The organism is Micromonospora sp. NPDC049060 (assembly GCF_040649055.1).
Lineage (GTDB): Bacteria > Actinomycetota > Actinomycetes > Mycobacteriales > Micromonosporaceae > Micromonospora > Micromonospora reichwaldensis.
The window spans coordinates 35907-55597 of sequence record NZ_JBEZEV010000023.1; the positions used below are offsets into that span (position 1 = coordinate 35907).

The following is a 19691-nucleotide window of genomic DNA, read 5'->3' on the forward strand; positions in this document are numbered from 1 at the left end:
CCCTGCCCCTGCCCTCCCGCAGGGTCAGCGCACCGAGGGGGTTACGAACGGGGGGCGGGTGACGCGCATCTGGGCGCGGCGGCCGCGGATGTCGACCTCCACCAGGTCGCCGTCCGTCAGCTTCGCGGCGGTGTCGAGGAGGGCGAGGGCGACACCCTGCTTCTTCGTCGGCGAGAACGTGCCGCTGGTGATCGTGCCGACCTCCGCGTCGCCGACGTGCACCGTCATGCCGGGGCGCGGGATCGCCCGGTCGACCGCCTCCAGGCCGCGCAGCGTACGCCTGGGGCCGGCGGCCTTCTCCGCGAGCAGCGCGTCGCGGCCCCAGAAGGCCGGCTTGTCCCAGCCGACCGCCCAGCCGGAGCGGCCCTGCACCGGGGTGATCTCCGGCGACAGGTCCTGACCGTGCAGCGGGTAGCCCATCTCGGTGCGCAGGGTGTCCCGGGCGGCCAGCCCGCAGGCGCGCAGCTCGGGATCGGCCGCGAAGAGCGCGTCCCAGACCGCGACCGCGTCGGCCGCCGGCACCACCAGCTCGTAGCCCAGCTCCCCGGTGTAGCCGGTGCGGCATACGGTCAGCTCCACCCCGTCGAGCGTCGCGGTGGAGAAGCTCATGTAGTCGTGCCCCGTCGGCAGGCCCAGCGCGTCGAGCAGCTCGGCCGAACGCGGGCCCTGCACGGCGAGGACGGCGTACGCCTCGTGCTCGTCGGTGACCGTGACCGACGCCGGGGCGGCGGCGCGCAGCCGGCGCACCACCTCGGCGGTGTTCGCGGCGTTCGGGATGAGGAAGACGTGGTCGTCGGCGTGCAGGTAGGCGATGATGTCGTCCACCACGCCGCCGGTGGCGTCGTCGCAGCAGAGGGTGTACTGCGCCCGGCCCGGCCCGATCCGGCCCAGGTCGTTGCTGAGGCAGGCGTTGACGAACTCCGCCGCGCCCGGCCCGGTGACCCGCGCCTTGCCCAGGTGGGAGACGTCGAACACGCCCACCCCGGTCCGCACCGAGGTGTGTTCCTTCAGCACCCCGCCCCCGGCGTACTCCAGCGGCATCTCCCAGCCACCGAACGGGGCGAACTTGGCGCCGCGAGCGGTGTGCCGCTCGTGCAGCGGGGAACGGCGCAGCCGGGTCGCGGCGGCGTCGGAGGTCACGTCGGTCATGGGTGGGAACTTACCGGGAGCTGGGCGGCTGGTTAGCATCGGCGGGACCCGTCGGAGCCGTCGACGGGACAGCCCCGACCTCCGACGGGTACGTTCCGCCGGAGACCTCCATCGCCGGTACGCGACGACGCGACCGGCCCGGCCCGCCCGGAGTAGCTTCAGTGACATCGCCCAGCACCACCCTGAGCCTGGTCGACACCGACCCCGCCGAGCTCGCCGTCGACGCGATCGTGATCGGCCTGCACAGCCAGACCGGCGAGCAGGACGCCACCACCGGCCTGGCCGGAACCCTGCTGCTGGCCAGCGGCGCGGAGAGCATCGCCGCCGCCTTCGACGGCAAGCTGACCGAGACGCTGGCCCTGCTCGGCGCGACCGGCGCCCCCGGAGAGGTGATCAAGCTGGCCACGCTGGGCACCGTGACCGCCCCGGTGGTCGCCGCCGTCGGGCTCGGCCCGGAGCCGACCGGCGCCGCCCCGGCCCCGGAGACCCTGCGCCGGGCCGCCGGCGGGGCCGTACGGGCGCTCGCGGGCGCGCCGCGGGTGGCGCTCGCGCTGCCGCTGCCGGACGACGCCGACGCGCCTGCGGCGCTGCGTGCGGTGGCGGAGGGCGCGCTGCTCGGCGGCTACCGCTTCGCCGGCTACAAGACCCGGCCGCAGCCGTCCCGGCGGGAGCCGGTGGCCGAGGTGCTGGTCGCCGTGCCGGACGCCGGTGACGCCGGAGCCCAGGCCGAGATCGCCCGCGCCCAGGTGGTGTGCGGCGCGGTCCGGCGCAGCCGGGACTGGGTCAACACCGCCCCGAACGAGCTGCGCCCGCCGTCCTTCGCCGACTCGGTGGCGGACTCCGCCCGGGAGGCCGGCCTGACGGTCGAGGTGCTCGACGAGGCGGCCCTGGCCGCCGGCGGCTACGGCGGCATCATCGCCGTCGGGCAGGGCTCGGAGGCCCCGCCGCGGCTGGTGAAGCTGACCTACACCCCGACCGGCGGCGGCAACGGCAAGCGGGTGGCGCTCGTCGGGAAGGGCATCACCTTCGACACCGGCGGCATCTCGATCAAGCCGGCGCAGGGCATGTGGGAGATGAAGTCCGACATGGGAGGCGCCGCCGCGGTGGCCGCCACCATGCTGGCGGTCGCCGCGCTCAAGCCGTCGGTGGCCGTGACGGCCTACCTGCCGATGGCGGAGAACATGCCGTCCGGGCGGTCGTACCGGCCGGGTGACGTGATCAGCATGTACAACGGCAAGAAGGTGGAGGTGCTCAACACCGACGCCGAGGGCCGGATGATCCTGGCCGACGCGATGGCGCGGGCCTGCGAGGACGGCTGCGACTACCTCTTCGAGACCTCCACCCTCACGGGCGGGCAGGTCGTCGCGCTGGGCAAGCGGATCGCCGGCGTGATGGGCAGCCCCGAGCTGTGCGAGCGGGTCCGCACCGCCGGCGACGCGGTCGGCGAGCCGGCGTGGCCGATGCCGCTGCCGGACGACGTGCGCAAGGGCATGGACTCCGACGTCGCCGACATCTCGCAGGTCAACGCCGGCATGGACCGGGCGGGGCACATGCTCCAGGGCGGGGTGTTCCTGCGGGAGTTCGTCAGCGCCGACGTCGACTGGGCGCACATCGACATCGCGGGCCCGAGCTACCACTCGGGCGAGGCGACCGGCTACTGGACCAAGGGCGGCACGGGCGTACCGGTCCGCACGCTCGTCCAGCTGGTGGAGGACGTCGCCGCCAACGGCTGACGTACGCGAAGGAGGGCCCCTCGCTCGGCGAGGGGCCCTCCTTGCGTTCCCACCCGGCCGAGCACCGACTCAATACAGCTCGGGGCGGCGCTTGCGGCGCTCGTTGTAGTCGCGCATCCGCTGCGGGTAGCCCATCAGCCGCACGTCGTAGACCGGGATGCCCATCCGGTACGCGAAGCGGCGGGCGCCGTCGGGACCGTCGATGCGACGGCGGGTCCACTCCCCGTCGTCGGCGATCAGCATGACCGTGGTCTCGGTGACGGTGGTCCGCGGCTCGATGTAGGCCTCGACCCCACGCCGGCTGCGGACGAAGCCCTCGAGGTGCTCCAGATCGGCGCGGTCGGCGGCCCGGTCGAGGCTGACCGCCCGCGTCTTCTTGCGTCGCCGGAACAGTCCCACCGAGCGTCTCCCCCTCAGTCCGTCATCGAAGTCAGTGCCAAGCGTACGTGTCACGGACGTGTCGTTGGGCACCTCACTACGCGGGCGGCGGGCGGTGGTGACAAGATGACCGAGGTGGGGTGTGCCCGTGTTGCCCCGCCGTGACCCCCGAAGCAGTGACGCGACCTGGGAGTTGGACGTGAGCGAGCCGAACGACGCAACCTTCGACATCGTCATCCTCGGAGGTGGCAGCGGCGGCTACGCGACCGCCCTGCGCGCCGTCCAGCTGGGCCTGAAGGTCGCGCTGGTCGAGAAGGGCAAGCTCGGCGGCACCTGCCTGCACAACGGTTGCATTCCGACCAAGGCGCTGCTGCACGCGGCCGAGATCGCCGACCAGACCCGCGAGTCGGAGCAGTTCGGCGTGAAGGCCGAGCTGGTCGGCATCGACATGGCGGGGGTCAACGCCTACAAGGACGGCGTGATCTCCCGGCTCTACAAGGGCCTGCAGGGCATGCTCAAGGGCAACAAGTCGATCACCATCGTCGAGGGCCACGGCAAGCTGGTCGGCAAGAACGTCGTCGAGGTCGACGGCAAGCGCTACACCGGCCGCAACATCGTGCTGGCCTCCGGTTCGTACGCGAAGAGCCTGCCCGGCCTGGAGGTCGACGGCGAGCGGGTCATCACCAGCGACCACGCGCTCACCCTCGACCGGGTCCCGGCCTCGGCGATCGTGCTCGGCGGTGGCGTGATCGGCGTCGAGTTCGCCAGCGTGTGGAAGTCCTTCGGCGTGGACGTCACGATCGTCGAGGCGCTCCCCCGGCTGGTCGCGGCCGAGGACGAGGAGTCCTCGAAGGCGCTGGAGCGGGCGTTCCGCAAGCGGAAGATCAACTTCAAGGTCGGCAAGCCGTTCGAGAAGGTCGAGAAGACCGACAAGGGCGTCAAGGTCACCATCGCCGGCGGTGACACCGTCGAGGCCGAGCTGCTGCTGGTCGCCGTCGGCCGCGGCCCGAACACCGCCGACCTCGGCTACGAGGAGCAGGGCGTCAAGATGGACCGCGGCTACGTGCTGACCGACGAGCGGCTGCGCACCAGCGTGCCGAACGTCTACGCCGTCGGCGACATCGTGCCCGGCCTCCAGCTCGCCCACCGGGGCTTCCAGCAGGGCATCTTCGTCGCCGAGGAGATCGCCGGGCAGAACCCGGCCGTCATCGACGAGGTCGGCATCCCCCGCGTCACCTACTCCGACCCGGAGCTGGCGTCGGTCGGCCTGACCGAGGCGAAGGCCAAGGAGCAGTACGGCGCCGACAAGGTCAAGACCTACAACTACAACCTGGGCGGCAACGGCAAGAGCCAGATCCTCAAGACGGCCGGCTTCGTCAAGCTCGTCCGGGTGGAGGACGGCCCCGTCGTCGGCGTGCACATGGTCGGCGCCCGGGTCGGTGAGATGGTCGGCGAGGCGCAGCTCATCTACAACTGGGAGGCGTACCCGGCCGAGGTGGCGCAGCTCGTGCACGCCCACCCGACGCAGAACGAGGCCCTGGGCGAGGCGCACCTGGCGCTCGCCGGCAAGCCGCTGCACGCACACGCCTGATCACGACAACCGCGGCGTCCGGCGACGGGCGATGATCCCACCAGGGGAATGAAGGAGTCTTTGAAGATGCCGGTATCGGTCACCATGCCCCGGCTCGGTGAGAGCGTCACCGAGGGCACCGTCACGCGCTGGCTCAAGCAGGAGGGCGACACCGTCGAGGTCGACGAGCCCCTGCTCGAGGTGTCGACCGACAAGGTCGACACCGAGATCCCGTCCCCGGCGGCGGGCGTGCTGAGCCGGATCGTGGTCGGCGAGGACGAGACCGCCGAGGTCGGCAGCGAGCTGGCCGTGATCGCGGGCGAGGGCGAGTCCACCGGCGGCGGCGAGACCGCCCCGCAGCAGGAGGAGCCGGCCGAGGAGGCTGCCGAGGCCGCCGAGGAGCCGCAGGCCGAGGCGGAGCAGCCGGCCGTCGAGGAGCCGGAGACCCAGGCGCAGGCCGCGCCGGCGCCGTCGGGCGAGGGCACCCCGGTCAAGATGCCGGCGCTGGGCGAGAGCGTCACCGAGGGCACCGTCACCCGCTGGCTCAAGCAGGTCGGCGACACCGTCGAGGTCGACGAGCCCCTGCTCGAGGTCTCCACCGACAAGGTCGACACCGAGATCCCGTCGCCGGTGGCCGGCACGGTCCTGGAGATCAAGGTTCCCGAGGACGAGACCGCCGCGGTCGGCGCCGACCTGGCCGTGATCGGTGCCGCCGGCGCCGCCCCGGCCGAGGCGAAGCCGGAGCCGAAGCCCGAGCCCAAGGCGGAGGCCAAGCCCGAGCCGAAGCCGAAGCCGGAGCCGAAGGCCGAGGCCAAGCCGGAGCCCAAGGCCGAGGAGCCGACCCCGGGCATGTCGTACAACGAGCCGTCGGCGGAGGCCGAGACCTCGGCGCAGCCCGCACAGGCCGAGCAGAAGGCCGTGCCGTCGGCCCCGGCCCAGCAGCGCCCGTCGGCGCCCGCCCAGGGCGGCGAGGAGGCCGCCGGCTACGTGACCCCGCTGGTGCGCAAGCTGGCCAGCGAGCACGGCGTCGACCTCTCCTCGGTCAACGGCACCGGCGTCGGCGGCCGGATCCGCAAGCAGGACGTGCTGGAGGCGGCGGAGAAGGCGAAGGCCGCCAAGGCTGCGCCGGCCCCGGCGCAGCAGCCCGCCGCGGCTGCCCCGGCCAAGCCGGCCGCCAAGCCGCAGCCGAGCGCCAAGCGCGGCAGCACCGAGAAGCTCCCCCGGATCCGCGCGACGATCGCCAAGCGGATGCAGCAGTCGCTGCACGAGATGGCGCAGCTGACCACCGTGGTCGAGGTGGACGTCACCAAGGTCGCCAAGCTGCGGGCGCAGGCCAAGGAGTCGTTCCAGCAGCGGCACGGCGTCAAGCTGTCGTTCCTGCCGTTCTTCGCCCTCGCGGCGGTCGAGGCGCTGCAGGCGTACCCGATCGTGAACGCCAGCATGGACCTCGACGCCGGCACGATCACCTACCCGGACTCGGAGAACCTCGGCATCGCCGTGGACACCGAGCGGGGCCTGATGGTGCCGGTGATCCACGGCGCGGGCGACCTGAACCTGGGTGGCATCGCCAAGCGGATCGCCGACCTGGCCGAGCGCACCCGGACCAACAAGATCAGCCCGGACGAGATCGCCGGGGCGACCTTCACGCTGACCAACACCGGCAGCCGGGGCGCCCTCTTCGACACCCCGATCGTGCCGTCGCCGCAGTCGGCGATGCTCGGCACGGGTGCCGTGGTCAAGCGTCCGGTCGTCGTCAACGACCCGGAGCTGGGCGAGGTCATCGCCGTCCGGTCGATGGTCTACCTGGCCCTGTCGTACGACCACCGGCTGATCGACGGCGCGGACGCCGCCCGCTTCCTGGTCGCGGTCAAGGAGCGGCTGGAGTCGGGCAACTTCGAGGCCGAGCTCGGCCTGTAGTTCCCGCCTGGACCACCCGACGGGCGCCCCGGTCACCGACCGGGGCGCCCGTCGCCGTTCCGGCCGCCTCGTCCACCGTCGCCCCCGGCCCTCGGCACGCTCACGCGATTCCGGCCCGGCGACGACAGGGCGCTGCCAGAGTGGATGAGGTGGGCGGCATCCGGTGGCGCGAGCGGCTGGGACCGGCCGTCTCGATCGCCCCCGGCGCCCGGGTCGACCGGTTCGAGGTCTTCTTCGACCTGGTCTTCGTCTTCTCGTTCTTCATCATCACCCGCGCCACCGCCGCCAACATCTCCGGATGGCAGCTCGGGCACGCCATGCTCGTGCTCGCCGTGCTCTGGTGGTGCTGGGTGGTGCACTGCGTGGTCGCCACCCGGGTCCGGCTCGGCGAGGGCTTCGTCCCCGTGCTGATGGTCATCGGCATGGCCGCGCTCTTCTGCTTCGCACTCTCCCTCCCCCAGGCCTTCAGCGACGCGACCGACGTGGCCGCCGGACCGATGGTGGTCGCGCTCAGCTACGTGGTGATCCGGGGCGTGCACCTGGCGCTGTACTGGCACGTCGCGCAGGAGAGACCCGGGGAGCGTCGGCTGCTGCTGAAGTACTCACCGGAGATGGCGGTCAGCACCCTGCTGCTCATCTCCGCCGCGCTGATCCCGCCGCAGATCGACGACCCGGGCCGGGCGGCGATGCTGCGCGACGGCCTGTGGGTCAGCGTCGTCCTGCTCCAGTACGGCATGGGCCTGGTCGCCGGCGCCTGGGGCTGGACGGTGACCTCCGCCGAGCACTGGACCGAGCGCTACGACCTGATCCTGATCATCGCCCTGGGCGAGTCCGTCATCTCCGTCGGCGTCGGCAGCAACCTGCTCGGCCAGCCGCCGACCTGGCCGGCGGTCGCCGCGGCGGTGCTCGGCATCTTCTTCACGGCCGCGCTGTGGTGGGCGCACTACGACGTGATCGCACCGGCCGCCCGGATAGCCCTGCACGCGGCCGAGGGCCGGCCCCGGGTCTCGATGGCCCGCGACGCGTACGCCTACATGTACCTGCCGATGATCGCCGGGATCATCCTGTTCGCCCTCGGCGCCGAGGAGATCGTGCACCAGGTCGCCGATCCGGGCACGCCCGTCGGGGACCCCACGCAGGGCCCCGGCGTCCTGCTGCTGTTCGGCGGGGTCGCCTGCTACCTGTGCGCGAACATGCTGTTCCAGTGGCGCACCCTGCGCACCGTGTCGTGGACCAGGGTCGGTGCCGTGCTGCTCCTGGCCGCCACCCTTCCCGTCGGCCAACGGCTGCCGGGGTTGGCCGCCCTCACCCTGCTCACCGCGATCTGCGTCGGGCTGGTGGCCGTCGAGGCGGTGGTCATGGCGGACTCCCGGCGCGCCCTGCGCGAGATGGTCTTCGAGGAGAAGACCATCCACGAGGCGCACGAGGCCGCCTGGCGCGCCCGCTGGCGCGAGCCCACCCCGGACGAGCCGTCGACCTGACAGTTGGCACCGGAGCACACCGCTCCCCCGCAGGGTCGTAGCACTCCGTAGCACCCTGGACTAGGATCGTGTCGTGGCAGAGCACGCTCATCGGGAGATAACGCAGCGGGAGCTGCGCAACGACTCGGGCGCGATCATGCGGCACGTCGAGTCCGGCGAGTCCTTCGTCATCACGCGCAACGGCACCCCCGTCGGAAAGCTCATCCCGCTGCGCCGGCGCACGTTCGTCCCCCGGGCGGAGGTGCTCGCCGCCTTCGCGACGGCCCCCGTACTCGACGACGAGAGGTTCCGCGCGGACATCGATTCGTCGGTCGAGCAGGACCCGTTCAGCCGTGAGTGGTGAGGCGCCGGTCCGTGGCCTGATCGACACGAACGTCGTGATCCATCTCGGCGCCCTCGGCCCGGAGGACCTGCCCGAGCAGATGGTGATCAGCGCCGTGACGCTCGCGGAGCTCTCCGCCGGCCCGCACCACACCGACGACCGCGCCGAGCGGGCCCGGCGGACCAGCGTCCTCCAGCATGCCGAGGCCGTGTTCGAGCCGCTGCCCTTCGACGCCGAGGCCGCGCGGGCCTTCGGCCTGGTCACCAGTGCGGTCCTGGCCACGGGGCGCACCACCCGCCGCCGGCTGGCGGACCTGATGATCGCCTCCATCGCGTACGCGAACGGACTGTCGCTCTACACCACCAGCCCGACCGACTTCGTCGGGCTGGAGGAGCTGGTCTCCGTCCGGCCGGTCCGCCGGCCCTGACCGGGCACGTGTCGCCGCGCCTGCTGTCGTAGGGTGGGCGCAGCGTCGCGGTGCACCCGGCAAGCAGACCGCCGAGGGCATGGAGGCGCGGGACAGCATGGGACACACATGCCCCCCATCACGCCGCACGAGCGCCTGCGGGCCCTCGGCAACCAGCTGGTCGAGATCCACCTCTGGCTCCGCGAGGAGTTGGCCCGCCTGCGCGAGGGGGTGGGTGACCCCGGCGTACGGCCGAGGGACCTGCGGGCCCACTGCCTGGCCTTCTGCGCGGCACTGACCCGGCACCACAACGGCGAGGACGCCGGGGCGTTCCGGGTGCTGGGCGAGCGGGTGCCCGAGCTGGCCCCGGTGCTGCGCGAGCTGGAGGCCGACCACCACATCGTGGCCGAGGCCCTGCGCCGGGTCGAGGAACTGGTCGGTGGGGCCGCGCCGCCCGACGAGATGCGGGCCGAACTGGACACTCTCGCCGCCCTGCTCGAGACGCACTTCGTCTATGAGGAGAAGAAGCTCGTGCGCGCGCTCAACGAGCTGACCGAGGGCAGCACCGAGGGCCTCCTCGGGGTTCCGCTCCCGCCGCTCGACCGTGACCCTGGACCGGTCCGCTGACCCGCACCCGGGCGAGAGCGCCGGCGGCACCACGGGGGTCGACTCGGCGTTCGACCCGGCCCGGGGTCTGCCGGTAGCAGAATCGCGGTCGTCGGGCTTGGCCGGTAGGCAGCGCCCGGGCAGGGTGGGAGCATGGCGATCTTCTCCCTCCAGGCGGTCCCGTCCGACGGCCCGGGCTGGCTGGACCTGGCCCGGCGGACCGAGGCGGCCGGCTTCGACACCCTGTTCACCGCCGACCATCCGGGTTCGGCGGCGTCCCCCTTCGTCTCGCTGGCCGCCGCCGCGGCGGTGACCTCGACGATCGGCCTGGGCTCGTACGTCTCGAACGCCGGCGTCCGCGAGCCGATGCTGCTCGCCTCGGACGTGGCCTCCCTCGACCTGCTCTCCGGCGGGCGGGCCCGGTTCGGCCTCGGCGCCGGCCACACCCCCGCCGAGTGGCGCGCGGTCGGCCGCGAGCGCCCCGACGTCGCCGGGCGGGTGCGCCGCTGCCTGGCCGTGGCCGAGGCCGTCCGCGCCCTGCTCGACGGCGAGGAGGTCACCGTCGACTCCCCCGACCTGGTGCTGCGGGGCGCGCGGCTGGAGACCCCGCGCCCGGTGCAGCGGCGGATCCCGTTCACCCTCGGCACGGCGAACTCCGCGATGCTGCGCTGGGCCGGCGCGCACGCCGACGTGGTCGGGCTTTCCGGGCTCGGTCGCACCCTGCCCGACGGCTACGCGCACACGGTGCGCTGGCGCGAGGCCGACATCGAGCAGCAGCTCGCCTGCGTGGCGGCCGGCGCGGCCGGGCGGGCCGAGCCGCCGGTGCTGGAGGCCCTCGTGCAGCACGTGGCCGTCACCGACGACGCCGAGGCCGCCGCCGCACCCACGGCGGCCGACGTCGGGCTGAGCGTGCCCGAGCTGCTCGCGACGCCGTTCGTGCTCATCGGCACCGAGGACGAGATCGTCACGGCGGTCGCCGCACACCGGCGCCGCTGGGGCGTCACCCGCTTCGTCGTACGCGAGGACGCACTCGACCCGCTCACGCCGGTGCTGGCCCGTCTCGCCGCCTGAGCGACGCATCGACGGCAATCGAGGCGGAACGGCACCCTCGCAGCGCGCTGGTGCGCCAGGGTGGGGACGCTTCCGGTCGCCGGAACTTTCTGACATCATCCGGCAGATAGATCGAAGGTTATGACCGTGGAGGTTCGGATGCGTACCCGCCTGACGAGTTCCCTCAGCGCCGCCCTGCTGGCGACCGCCGCGTTCCTGGTGCCGGCGTCACCCGCCGCCGCCGCGCCGTCGTTCCGCACGCCGTTCCCGTGCAACCAGACGTGGTCCGGCCAGACCCGCACCACCCACAGCCCGCAGTACGCGATCGACTTCAACCGGACCAACGACCACGGCGATCCGGTCAAGGCCAGCGCCCCGGGCACGGTCGACGTCGTCGCCAACCTCGGCGACACCAGCTACGGCCGGTACGTGCGGATCAACCACGGCAACGGGTACACCACCTACTACGCCCACCTCAGCGGGTTCAACGTCTCGGTCGGCCAGTCCGTCGGCTACAGCACCACCATCGGCTACGTGGGCAACAGCGGCGGCTCCTCCGGCTCCCACCTGCACTACGAGCAGCGCCTGAACGGCAGCGACATCAAGGTGCGCTTCAGCGGCAACCTGGCGCTCTACTTCGGGACGCAGAACTACACGCGCACCGCCGGCTGCTGATCCGGCGCGACGCCGCCGGCCGGTCGGCCGGTCGGCCGGCGGCGTCGTGCCCGCTGAGGTGCGCGCCCGCCACAGCGCATCCGATCCGCCCTCCGTACCCGAAGATGGGAGCATGCGGATCCTCATGGCCGGCGCGTCCGGCTTCCTCGGCACCCGGCTGGTCGACCGGCTCACGGCGGACGGCCACCAGGTCACCCGGCTGGTCCGCCGGCCGCCGCGCACCGCCGACGAGCGGCAGTGGAACCCGTCCGCCGCGCAGCTCGACCCTGCGGTGGTGGCGGACGCGGACGCGGTCGTCAACCTGGCCGGCGCGGGCGTGGGCGACAAACGGTGGAACGACGGGTACCGGCAGCTGATCCGGTCCAGCCGGGTCGACACCACCACCACGCTGGCGATCACCATCGCCGGCCTGCCCGAGGCCGACCGGCCGAGAGCACTGCTGAACTCCTCGGCGGTCGGCTGGTACGGCAACACCGGCGACCGGGCGGTCGAGGAGGACGCCCCGGCGGGCGAGGGCTTCCTGGCCGACGTCTGCCGGGTCTGGGAGGCCGCGACCCGGCCGGCCGAGGACGCGGGCGTACGCGTCGCGCGGCTGCGCACCGGGCTGCCACTGCACCGCGACGGCGGGCTGCTCAAGCCGCAACTGCTGCCCTTCCGGCTGGGCATCGCGGGGCGGCTCGGCAGCGGCCGGCAGTGGCTGCCGTGGATCTCCATGGCGGACTGGCTGGACGCCGTCCGGTTCCTGCTGGAGCGCGACGACCTGGTGGGACCGGTCAACCTGGTCGGGCCGGCCCCGGTGACCAACGCCGAGTTCACCCGGGAGCTGGCCCGGCAGCTGCGCCGGCCGGCGATCGTCCCGATCCCGGCGCTGGCGTTGAAGGTGGTGCTGGGCGGTTTCGCGCACGAGGCGCTGACCAGCACCCGCGTCCTCCCGGGCGTGCTCACCGGGGCGGGCTTCACCTACCGCCATCCCACCCTGGCCGCCGCCCTGCACGCGGCCCTCACCGCCCCCTGAGCCGGTCGACCACGAGGTTGTCGTCACGCCGCGCGGGTCGGGGTGACGACAACTTCGTGACCGACGTGCCGGAGCGGGATCAGCAGCCGATCACCCAGTGGTTGGGGCCGGTCTGCTTGAGGGTGCTGGTGTAGAAGGTGTTGTAGAGGCCCATCCGCTGGTTCGAGCCGTTGGCGTAGGCGTAGCCGCCGGACTGGTAGGCGCGGCCGGCGGTGACGTGCGCGTAGTTGCTGGCCGTGACGCAGGTCGGCGCCGTGGTCGGGCTGGCGGTCGGGGAGGCCGTGGGGCTCGCGGTCGGGGACGCGGTGGGGCTCGCCGTCGGCGTCGGGGTGGGGTTCGTCCCGCCGTTCAGGCCGAAGAAGACCGCGTCGTGGTACGCCGAGCAGATGGTGTCCAGCATGTACGCGGCGGCGGTGCCGCACTGCTCGGCACCCGGGCCCGGGTCGACCGGGGTGCCGTGACCCATGCCGGAGACCCGGTAGACGCGGACGTCGTTGTTGCCGTACACCTCCAGGCTGGTGTTGGCGGGCAGCGACGCGGTGCTGGTGGGGGTCTGCGAGACGCCCCGGACGTTGGTCCACTGGTCGCGCAGCTCGGTGGCGTTGGCCGGTACGACTGTGGAGTCCGACGTGCCGTGCCAGATGGCGACCCGGGGGCGCGGGCCGGTGTGCCCGGGGTACGCGGCCCGGACCGCGTTGCCCCACTCCTGCGGGGTCTTGTTCACCCCGCTGTACTGGCAGGTGCTGGTGGAGGCGGGCGGCGAGCAGCGGTACGGCAGGCCGGCGACGACCGAGCCGGCGGCGAAGACGTCCGGGTAGGTGGCCAGCATGACCGCGCTCATCCCCCCGCCGGCGGAGAGGCCGCTGACGAACACCCGGCGGGCGTCGGTGCCGTAGTTGTTCCTGGCGTGGTCGACCATCTGCCTGATCGACAGGGCCTCGCCGGAGCCTCGGGTGATGTCCTGCTCGACGAACCAGTTGAAGCAGCTCAGCGGCTGGTTGGCGCTGGACTGCTGCGGCACGATCAGGGTGAACTTCCACTGGTCGGCGAACTTCTGCCAGCCGGAGTTGGCGAAGTAGCCGGCCGCGTTCTGGGTGCAGCCGTGCAGCAGCACGACGGCCGGGGCCCCCGCCGGCAGGTTGTCCGGCCGGTACGCGTACATGGCGAGGTTGCCGGGGTTGGAGCCGAAGTTGGTGACCTGGGTGAGGGTGGCGGCCTGGGCGGGGGCGGCGACGGTCGCCACCGCGGCGGCGGCGAGGACCATCCCGGCGACCGCGCCGGTCAGCCGGGAGAGCAGGGACGGGGAGCGGCGCACGGGGCCTCCTGGGGACGGGGTGTGAACTGGGTCACCCGCGAATTGCCGCGACGTTACGTCGATGCGTCGATGGTGTGACATGGGGCACGGTCACACATTCCGCGCCCGGAGGATGTGCGTCCTGACCGGCGTGCCCCGGTGCGGTTGGTAACGTCCGCTGCGTGCCGACCTCCCCGTCCCTGGCGCCTTCGCCGGCCTCGCCGCCCCGCGTCGTCCGCCACCGGCGGGCCGACCTGATCGTGGCGCTGGTCGCGCTGGCGCTCGCCGTCTGGGTGACCAGCGGGCTGTGGCAGGACCCGAACGGCCGCGCCATCACGGTCAACTCCAGCGACCAGGCGCTCTTCGAGTGGCTGCTGGCCTTCGGCGGCCACGCGGTGACCCACGGCGACAACCCGCTCTTCACGTACCTGGTCAACGTCCCCGACGGGGTGAACCTCGCGGTCAACACCTCGATCACCGTGTACGCGGTGGTCTTCGCGCCGCTGACGTACCTGATCGGGCCGCCTGCCACGTTCCTGGTGATCCTCACCCTCAACCTGGCCGCCACCGCGCTCGCCTGGTACTGGCTGCTCTCCCGGCACCTCGTCCGCAGCCCGCTCGCCGCCGCCGTGGGCGGGCTGTTCATCGGCTTCTCCCCCGGCATGGTCTCGCACGCCAACGCCCACCTGAACTGGACGGCGGGCTGGCTGGTGCCGCTGCTGATCTGGCGGACCTTCGCGCTGCGCCGCTCCCGGCACCCGCTGCGCGATGGCGCGATCCTCGGCGTGCTCGTCGCCGTCGCCTTCTCCATCGCCGCCGAGGGGCTCTTCTTCACCGCGCTGGCGCTCGGCGTCTTCGTCGCCGTCTGGGCACTGCACCCGGCCCGCCGCGCCGAGGCCCGCGCGGCGCTGCCGACCTTCCTACGCGGCCTCGGCGTGACCGCCGTCGTCGCGGGCGTGCTGCTGGCGTACCCGCTGTGGCTGCACTTCGCCGGCCCGCAGCGCTTCCACGGCACCGGCTTCGACGCGGTCATCCACTCCGAGGACGTCGTCGCCTACGGGGCGTACCCGCGCCGCTCGCTGGCCGGGGAGGCGGGCCTGGGCACCCGGCTGGCGCCGAACCCGACCGAGGAGAACTCGTTCTTCGGCATCGGGCTGCTGCTGCTCACCGTCGCCTGCTTCGTGGCGCTGTGGCGCCGGGCCGACGCGGCCCGCCGGGCGACGCTCTGGGCGCTGGGCGTGACCGCCGTCGTCTTCACCGTGCTCTCCTTCGGCCCCGAGGCCAAGGTCGACGGCCGTCGTACGGACCTGCCGATGCCGTTCGACCTGCTCGGGCACCTGCCGGTGGTGAACGCCGCCCTGCCCGCCCGGCTGGCGCTGGTCGTGGCGCCGGTGATCGGGGTGCTGCTCGCGTACGCCGTCGACCAGCTCCGCGCCGATCCGCCCCGGCGCCGCCGGACGCGGCTGGCCTGGTGGGCGGGGTTCGCGCTGGCGCTGCTGCCGCTCGTGCCGACGCCGCTGCTGACCATCGAACGCGAGCCGATCCCGCGCTTCATCACCGCCGGGACGTGGCGGGAGTACGTCTCCCCCGGCGGGGTGCTGACCCCGGTGCCGCTGACCCTCGACGTCTACCCCGACGGCCAGCGCTGGCAGGCGTACGCGCTGGCACACCGGCAGGGCGAGTTCGCCATCCCCTCCGGCTTCTTCCTCGGCCCCGGCGGCCCGGACGGCCGGGGACGGATCGGCCCGCCGCCGCGCCCGTTCGGCGCGCTGATGGACCAGGCCGGCCGAACGGGGCTGGTGCCGATCATCACGGAGGGGAGCGTCGAGGAGGTCCGCGCCGACCTGCGGCACTGGCGGATCGAGACGATCGTGCTGCCCGACGAGGTGCACGGGGCGAAGTGGCCGGTCGACGAGGAGGCCGTCCGGCGTACGGTGACGTCGCTGCTCGGGCCGCCCGAGCGGGTCGACGACGTGTGGCTGTGGCGGGTCCCGCAGGGCTGAGCCGTCGCCCCGGCCGATCGCGGGCGGCCGGCCCCGCCGCAGGGTCCCGTCGTGAGCCGCGTCACCGATGGTGACCGGCCGGTACGGGTCTAGGCTTGGCGGCGTGACCACGACGACCTCCGGCCTCACGGCCGTCCGCGCCGGTGTCCTCGACTACCAGGCCGCCTGGGACGAGCAGCGCCGGCTGCACGAGTCGGTGGTGGCCGGCGAGCGCGGCGACACCGTGCTGCTGCTGGAGCACCCGAGCGTCTACACCGCCGGCAAGCGCACGGAGCCGTGGGACCGCCCCATGGACGGCACCCCGGTCGTCGACGTGGACCGGGGCGGCAAGATCACCTGGCACGGCCCGGGGCAGCTGGTCGGCTACCCCATCGTGCGGTTGCCCGACCCGGTCAACGTGGTCGCCTACGTCCGCCGCACCGAGCAGCTGCTGATCGACGTCTGCGCCGAGTTCGGGCTGACCGCCGGCCGGGTCGAGGGGCGCAGCGGGGTCTGGGTGCCCGAGGACGACCGGGGCCCGGCGCGCAAGGTGGCGGCCATCGGCATCCGCGTCGCCCGCGGGGTGACCCTGCACGGCTTCTCCATCAACTGCGACTGCGACCTGGGCCACTTCGACCGGATCGTGCCCTGCGGCATCCGCGACGCCGGGGTCACCTCGCTCACCGCCGAGCTGGGCCGCCCGGTGTCCGTGGCCGACGTGCTGCCGGTCGTCGAGCGCCACCTGCCCACCCTCGTCACGGCCTGACCGGTGCGGATCGACCTGGTCACGATCGTCGTGGCCGAGTACGACCCTGCCATCGAGTTCTTCACCGACGTGCTCGGCTTCGATCTGGTCGAGGACTCCCCCTCGCTGACCAACGACGGCCGCCCGAAGCGCTGGGTCGTCGTCCGCCCACCCGGCGCGCAGACCGGGCTGCTGCTGGCCCGCGCCGACGGCGACCGGCAGGCGCAGGCCGTGGGTGACCAGGTCGCCGGCCGGGTCGGCTTCTTCCTCCAGGTCGACGACTTCGACGCCGTCCACCGGCGGATGGTCGAGGCGGGCGTCGAGTTCGTGAAGCCCCCGCGCACGGAACCGTACGGCCGGGTCGCCGTCTTCCGCGACATAGCCGGCAACCCCTGGGACCTCCTAGGCCCACCCTGAACGCCCCACTCTTCCCCACCCTCCCCCCGACCCGCCCCGCCCCGTTGATCATGAAGTTGTTGTCACGACACGCCGATGCCGACGACAACAACTTCATGATCAACGCGGGCCAGGGGGCAGGGGCAGCCGGGAGGGCTAGGGGGTCAGGCGGTGGAGGTCGCGGGGGAAGGCGGTGACCTCTCGGACGTTGGTTGCGCCCGTCAGGCGGGCCACGAAGCGTTCCAGGCCGATGGCGAAGCCGCCGTGCGGGGGCATGCCGTGCCGGAACGCGTCCACGTAGCCGGCGTACGGCTCGACCGGCTCGCCCCGGACGGCGAGCGCCGCCAGGTAGTCGGCGTGCCGGTGCAGCCGCTGCCCGCCCGTCACCAGCTCCAGGCCGCGGAAGAGCAGGTCGAACCCGTTCGAGTACGCGGGCCGCGCCGGGTCCGGGTGGGTGTAGAAGGGCCGCTTCGCCATCGGGTACCCGGTGACGAAGAGGAACTCCGAGCCGTGCTCCCGCCGCGCCCACTCGCCCAGCGCCCGCTCGTGCGCCGGGGCGAGGTCCGGCTCGTCGGCCGGCGCACCGGCGATCCTGAGCGCCTCGGTGAAGTGCACGGCGGGAATCTCGGCCGGCACGTCCGGCGCCGCCACCCCGAGGGTCGCGAGCGCGGCACCGGCCCGCTCGCGTACCGCGTCGAGCATGCCGGCCACGGTGTGCCGCAGCACGGCCATGACGTCCCGGTGGTCGGCGACGAAGCCCAGCTCGGCGTCGAGCGAGGTGTACTGCGCCAGGTGCCGGACGGTGTCGTGCGGCTCGGCCCGGAACACCGGCCCCACCTCGTAGACGCGCTCGAAGACGCCGACCATGAGCTGCTTGTAGAACTGCGGCGACTGCGCCAGGTACGCGGGCCGGCCGAACCAGTCCAGCCCGAAGACGTTCGCCCCGCTCTCGGTGGACGAGCCGACCACCTTCGGGGTGTGGATCTCCACGAACTCGCGGGCGTCGAGCGCGGCCCGGAAGCCGGCCACCGCCGCCGCCGAGACGCGCAGCGCCGCCGAGCGGGTGGGGTGGCGCAGCGCGACGGGCGCGTGGTCGAGCTGGGTGGGCAGGCTCGCGGTGAGCGCCGGCCGGTACAGGTCGAACGGCGGCGGTACGGCGGGCGGGCCGAGTGGTCGTACCGTCGGCGCGGTCAGCTCGACCCCGGCGGGCGCGGTCGGGTTCGCGACCACCGTGCCGGTGACCTCGACGACCGTCTCCTCGGTCAGTGCCTCCACCTCGGCGCGCAAGGCCGGGTCGGTGACCACCACCTGGGTCAGGCCGGCGGCGTCCCGGACGATCAGGAAGGCCACCGACTTGAGCAGCCGGCGGCGGTGCACCCAGCCGGCGATCCGGACGGGTACGCCGACATGGGCGGAGAGTCGGCGGGACAGGACACGTTGCATGGCAGGGCTGCCTCTCGGTCGATCGCGACGCCTGCCAACGGGGTGGCGGGCGTCGCCCCAACCCCGTCAGGTGTGGGCGAGCGGGAAACCTCGCGGTGCCACCACACCTTCGCCCCCGCGGAACGGGGGCCTCGTTCGTCGCCTTTTCACCGGGGCCAGCCGGGCGGGCTCTACTGGGCGGTGCGGCCTGCCCGCGCAGGCGCGCGGCGCGCCGGCCATCCGCCGTTCTTCCCGCAGCTCGGGAGGGTCTTCGCGGGCCCGGCGCCAGACCGCCTCGCAGCAACCGGCGGCTCTCTTCAACTGGCGGGTCGGGGCGCTACTCGGCTCCGTCACAGCTCTGGCGGGCACGCTAGCACCCCCGCCGGGGCTCCTGTGACTGGTTTTTCCCGGCCTCGGTGTCCGGCGTCACAAGACTCCCGGGGTGACGCCGGTCGCCCGAACTACATCGACGGCGGCCGTCGGGCGTAGGCTCGGTTTTGTGACGATCGAGCACTCCGCGCCGACGACCGGCCAGGCAGCGCGCACGACGACGCCCGCCCCCGAGGGGCGGCGCCTCCTGCGGATCGAGGCGCGCAACGCCGAGACGCCGATCGAGCGCAAACCGCCGTGGATCAAGGTCAAGGCCAAGATGGGACCGGAGTACACCCAGCTGCGCGGGCTCGTCTCGCGCGAGGGGCTGCACACCGTCTGCCAGGAGGCCGGCTGCCCCAACATCTACGAGTGCTGGGAGGACCGGGAGGCCACCTTCCTCATCGGTGGCGACCAGTGCACCCGGCGCTGCGACTTCTGCCAGATCGACACCGGCAAGCCGGCCGAGTTCGACGCCGACGAGCCGCGCCGCGTCGCCGAGTCGGTGGTCTCGATGGGCCTGCGCTACGCGACCATCACCGGCGTGGCCCGCGACGACCTGCCCGACGGCGGCGCCTGGCTCTACGCCGAGACCGTCCGGCAGATCCACGCCCTCCAGCCGGGCTGCGGCGTCGAGCTGCTGATCCCCGACTTCAACGCGGTCCCCGAGCAGCTCGCCGAGGTCTTCGGCGCCCGGCCGGAGGTGCTCGCCCACAACGTGGAGACCGTGCCGCGGATCTTCAAGCGGATCCGGCCGGCCTTCCGCTACGAGCGGTCGCTGGACGTGATCCGGCAGGCCCGCGCCGACGGGCTGGTCACCAAGTCCAACCTGATCCTGGGCATGGGCGAGGAGCGCGCCGAGGTCTCCCAGGCGCTGCGCGACCTGCACGAGGCCGGCTGCGAGCTGATCACCATCACGCAGTACCTGCGCCCCACCCCCCGGCACCACCCCGTCACCCGCTGGGTCAAGCCGGAGGAGTTCGTCGAGCTGCGCGAGGAGGCCGAGGAGATCGGCTTCGCGGGCGTGATGAGCGGGCCGCTGGTGCGCTCGTCGTACCGGGCCGGGCGGCTCTACCGGCAGGCGCTCGAGGCCCGCGAGGGCCTTCCGGTCACCGCCGGCTGACCACCCCGGCGACGCGCCGGCACCGTTCGACCACGGGCCGGCGGCAAACTGCCATGAT

At 73.3% G+C, this 19691-nt stretch carries 18 protein-coding genes; 14 read left to right on the plus strand and 4 right to left on the minus strand.

Annotated elements, in window-relative coordinates; genetic code table 11:
• Positions 1 to 24: 24 nt before the first annotated feature.
• Positions 25 to 1149: a glycine cleavage system aminomethyltransferase GcvT gene (gene gcvT, locus AB0B83_RS12230; protein WP_357578202.1), complete on the minus strand. Its 1125-nt coding sequence runs from the start codon at positions 1147 to 1149 to the stop codon at positions 25 to 27.
• Positions 1150 to 1310: 161 nt separating this feature from the next.
• On the opposite strand from gcvT, the gene AB0B83_RS12235 reads away from it, so the two are divergent.
• On the plus strand, positions 1311 to 2882 hold the full coding sequence (locus AB0B83_RS12235) for a leucyl aminopeptidase (protein WP_357578203.1): 1572 nt from the start codon (positions 1311 to 1313) through the stop codon (positions 2880 to 2882).
• A 69-nt stretch (positions 2883 to 2951) separates the two neighbouring features.
• Here the strand turns inward: AB0B83_RS12235 and AB0B83_RS12240 are convergent, their stop codons facing one another.
• A complete protein-coding gene (locus AB0B83_RS12240) occupies positions 2952 to 3281 on the minus strand; it encodes a hypothetical protein (protein ID WP_151456448.1) in 330 nt (109 codons plus the stop codon).
• A 178-nt stretch (positions 3282 to 3459) separates the two neighbouring features.
• Between AB0B83_RS12240 and lpdA the strand changes: the two genes are divergently transcribed.
• From lpdA to AB0B83_RS12285, 9 genes are all read left to right on the plus strand, one after another.
• Positions 3460 to 4851, plus strand: a complete 1392-nt coding sequence (gene lpdA / locus AB0B83_RS12245; RefSeq protein WP_132236095.1) for a dihydrolipoyl dehydrogenase — start codon at positions 3460 to 3462, stop codon at positions 4849 to 4851.
• 66 nt (positions 4852 to 4917) lie between these two features.
• Entirely contained in the window at positions 4918 to 6747 is a 1830-nt protein-coding gene (gene sucB / locus AB0B83_RS12250) for a 2-oxoglutarate dehydrogenase, E2 component, dihydrolipoamide succinyltransferase (protein ID WP_357578204.1), read from the plus strand.
• A 149-nt stretch (positions 6748 to 6896) separates the two neighbouring features.
• A complete protein-coding gene (locus AB0B83_RS12255) occupies positions 6897 to 8228 on the plus strand; it encodes a low temperature requirement protein A (RefSeq protein WP_357578205.1) in 1332 nt (443 codons plus the stop codon).
• Positions 8229 to 8301: 73 nt separating this feature from the next.
• Positions 8302 to 8571, plus strand: coding sequence for a type II toxin-antitoxin system prevent-host-death family antitoxin (locus tag AB0B83_RS12260; RefSeq protein ID WP_132236089.1), 270 nt, complete (start codon positions 8302 to 8304; stop codon positions 8569 to 8571).
• Positions 8561 to 8977 carry a type II toxin-antitoxin system VapC family toxin gene (locus AB0B83_RS12265; RefSeq protein WP_357578206.1) on the plus strand — a complete coding sequence of 139 codons (417 nt, stop codon included), beginning with the start codon at positions 8561 to 8563 and terminating at the stop codon, positions 8975 to 8977. The genes AB0B83_RS12260 and AB0B83_RS12265 overlap by 11 nt, the downstream gene beginning before the upstream one ends.
• Positions 8978 to 9085: 108 nt before the next feature.
• Complete coding sequence (locus AB0B83_RS12270; RefSeq protein ID WP_357578207.1) at positions 9086 to 9583, plus strand: hemerythrin domain-containing protein; 498 nt, start codon at positions 9086 to 9088, stop codon at positions 9581 to 9583.
• Positions 9584 to 9715: 132 nt separating this feature from the next.
• Positions 9716 to 10633 (plus strand): LLM class flavin-dependent oxidoreductase, encoded by a 918-nt coding sequence (locus AB0B83_RS12275; RefSeq protein WP_357578208.1) that lies wholly within the window; start codon positions 9716 to 9718, stop codon positions 10631 to 10633.
• A gap of 138 nt (positions 10634 to 10771) precedes the next feature.
• The gene (locus AB0B83_RS12280) at positions 10772 to 11287 is read left to right on the plus strand and encodes a M23 family metallopeptidase (RefSeq protein WP_311414743.1); all 516 of its coding nucleotides are present in this window, start codon (positions 10772 to 10774) and stop codon (positions 11285 to 11287) included.
• A gap of 112 nt (positions 11288 to 11399) precedes the next feature.
• The gene (locus AB0B83_RS12285) at positions 11400 to 12302 is read left to right on the plus strand and encodes a TIGR01777 family oxidoreductase (RefSeq protein WP_357578209.1); all 903 of its coding nucleotides are present in this window, start codon (positions 11400 to 11402) and stop codon (positions 12300 to 12302) included.
• 79 nt (positions 12303 to 12381) lie between these two features.
• Here AB0B83_RS12285 and AB0B83_RS12290 read toward each other — a convergent pair whose 3' ends face one another.
• Positions 12382 to 13617 carry a PHB depolymerase family esterase gene (locus AB0B83_RS12290; RefSeq protein ID WP_357578210.1) on the minus strand — a complete coding sequence of 412 codons (1236 nt, stop codon included), beginning with the start codon at positions 13615 to 13617 and terminating at the stop codon, positions 12382 to 12384.
• 161 nt (positions 13618 to 13778) lie between these two features.
• Between AB0B83_RS12290 and AB0B83_RS12295 the strand changes: the two genes are divergently transcribed.
• From AB0B83_RS12295 to AB0B83_RS12305, 3 genes are all read left to right on the plus strand, one after another.
• A complete protein-coding gene (locus AB0B83_RS12295) occupies positions 13779 to 15599 on the plus strand; it encodes a DUF2079 domain-containing protein (protein ID WP_357578211.1) in 1821 nt (606 codons plus the stop codon).
• Positions 15600 to 15702: 103 nt separating this feature from the next.
• Positions 15703 to 16344, plus strand: a complete 642-nt coding sequence (gene lipB, locus AB0B83_RS12300) for a lipoyl(octanoyl) transferase LipB (RefSeq protein WP_357578212.1) — start codon at positions 15703 to 15705, stop codon at positions 16342 to 16344.
• Positions 16345 to 16347: 3 nt separating this feature from the next.
• Positions 16348 to 16740, plus strand: a complete 393-nt coding sequence (locus AB0B83_RS12305; RefSeq protein ID WP_357578213.1) for a VOC family protein — start codon at positions 16348 to 16350, stop codon at positions 16738 to 16740.
• A gap of 135 nt (positions 16741 to 16875) precedes the next feature.
• Here AB0B83_RS12305 and aspS read toward each other — a convergent pair whose 3' ends face one another.
• A complete protein-coding gene (aspS, locus tag AB0B83_RS12310; RefSeq protein ID WP_357578214.1) occupies positions 16876 to 18162 on the minus strand; it encodes an aspartate--tRNA(Asn) ligase in 1287 nt (428 codons plus the stop codon).
• Between the two features lie 421 nt (positions 18163 to 18583).
• Between aspS and lipA the strand changes: the two genes are divergently transcribed.
• Entirely contained in the window at positions 18584 to 19633 is a 1050-nt protein-coding gene (gene lipA, locus AB0B83_RS12315; protein ID WP_192581533.1) for a lipoyl synthase, read from the plus strand.
• Positions 19634 to 19691: the final 58 nt, after the last annotated feature.

What these genes read in the sequence shown, in the direction of transcription:
- AB0B83_RS12280 (WP_311414743.1), top strand. Translation starts at nt 10,772, where the DNA reads ATGCGTACCCGCCTGACGAGTTCCCTCAGCGCCGCCCTGCTGGCGACC.
- AB0B83_RS12275 (WP_357578208.1), top strand. Translation starts at nt 9,716, where the DNA reads ATGGCGATCTTCTCCCTCCAGGCGGTCCCGTCCGACGGCCCGGGCTGG.
- aspS (WP_357578214.1), bottom strand. Translation starts at nt 18,162, where the DNA reads ATGCAACGTGTCCTGTCCCGCCGACTCTCCGCCCATGTCGGCGTACCC.
- AB0B83_RS12285 (WP_357578209.1), top strand. Translation starts at nt 11,400, where the DNA reads ATGCGGATCCTCATGGCCGGCGCGTCCGGCTTCCTCGGCACCCGGCTG.
- sucB (WP_357578204.1), top strand. Translation starts at nt 4,918, where the DNA reads ATGCCGGTATCGGTCACCATGCCCCGGCTCGGTGAGAGCGTCACCGAG.
- AB0B83_RS12270 (WP_357578207.1), top strand. Translation starts at nt 9,086, where the DNA reads ATGCCCCCCATCACGCCGCACGAGCGCCTGCGGGCCCTCGGCAACCAG.
- gcvT (WP_357578202.1), bottom strand. Translation starts at nt 1,149, where the DNA reads ATGACCGACGTGACCTCCGACGCCGCCGCGACCCGGCTGCGCCGTTCC.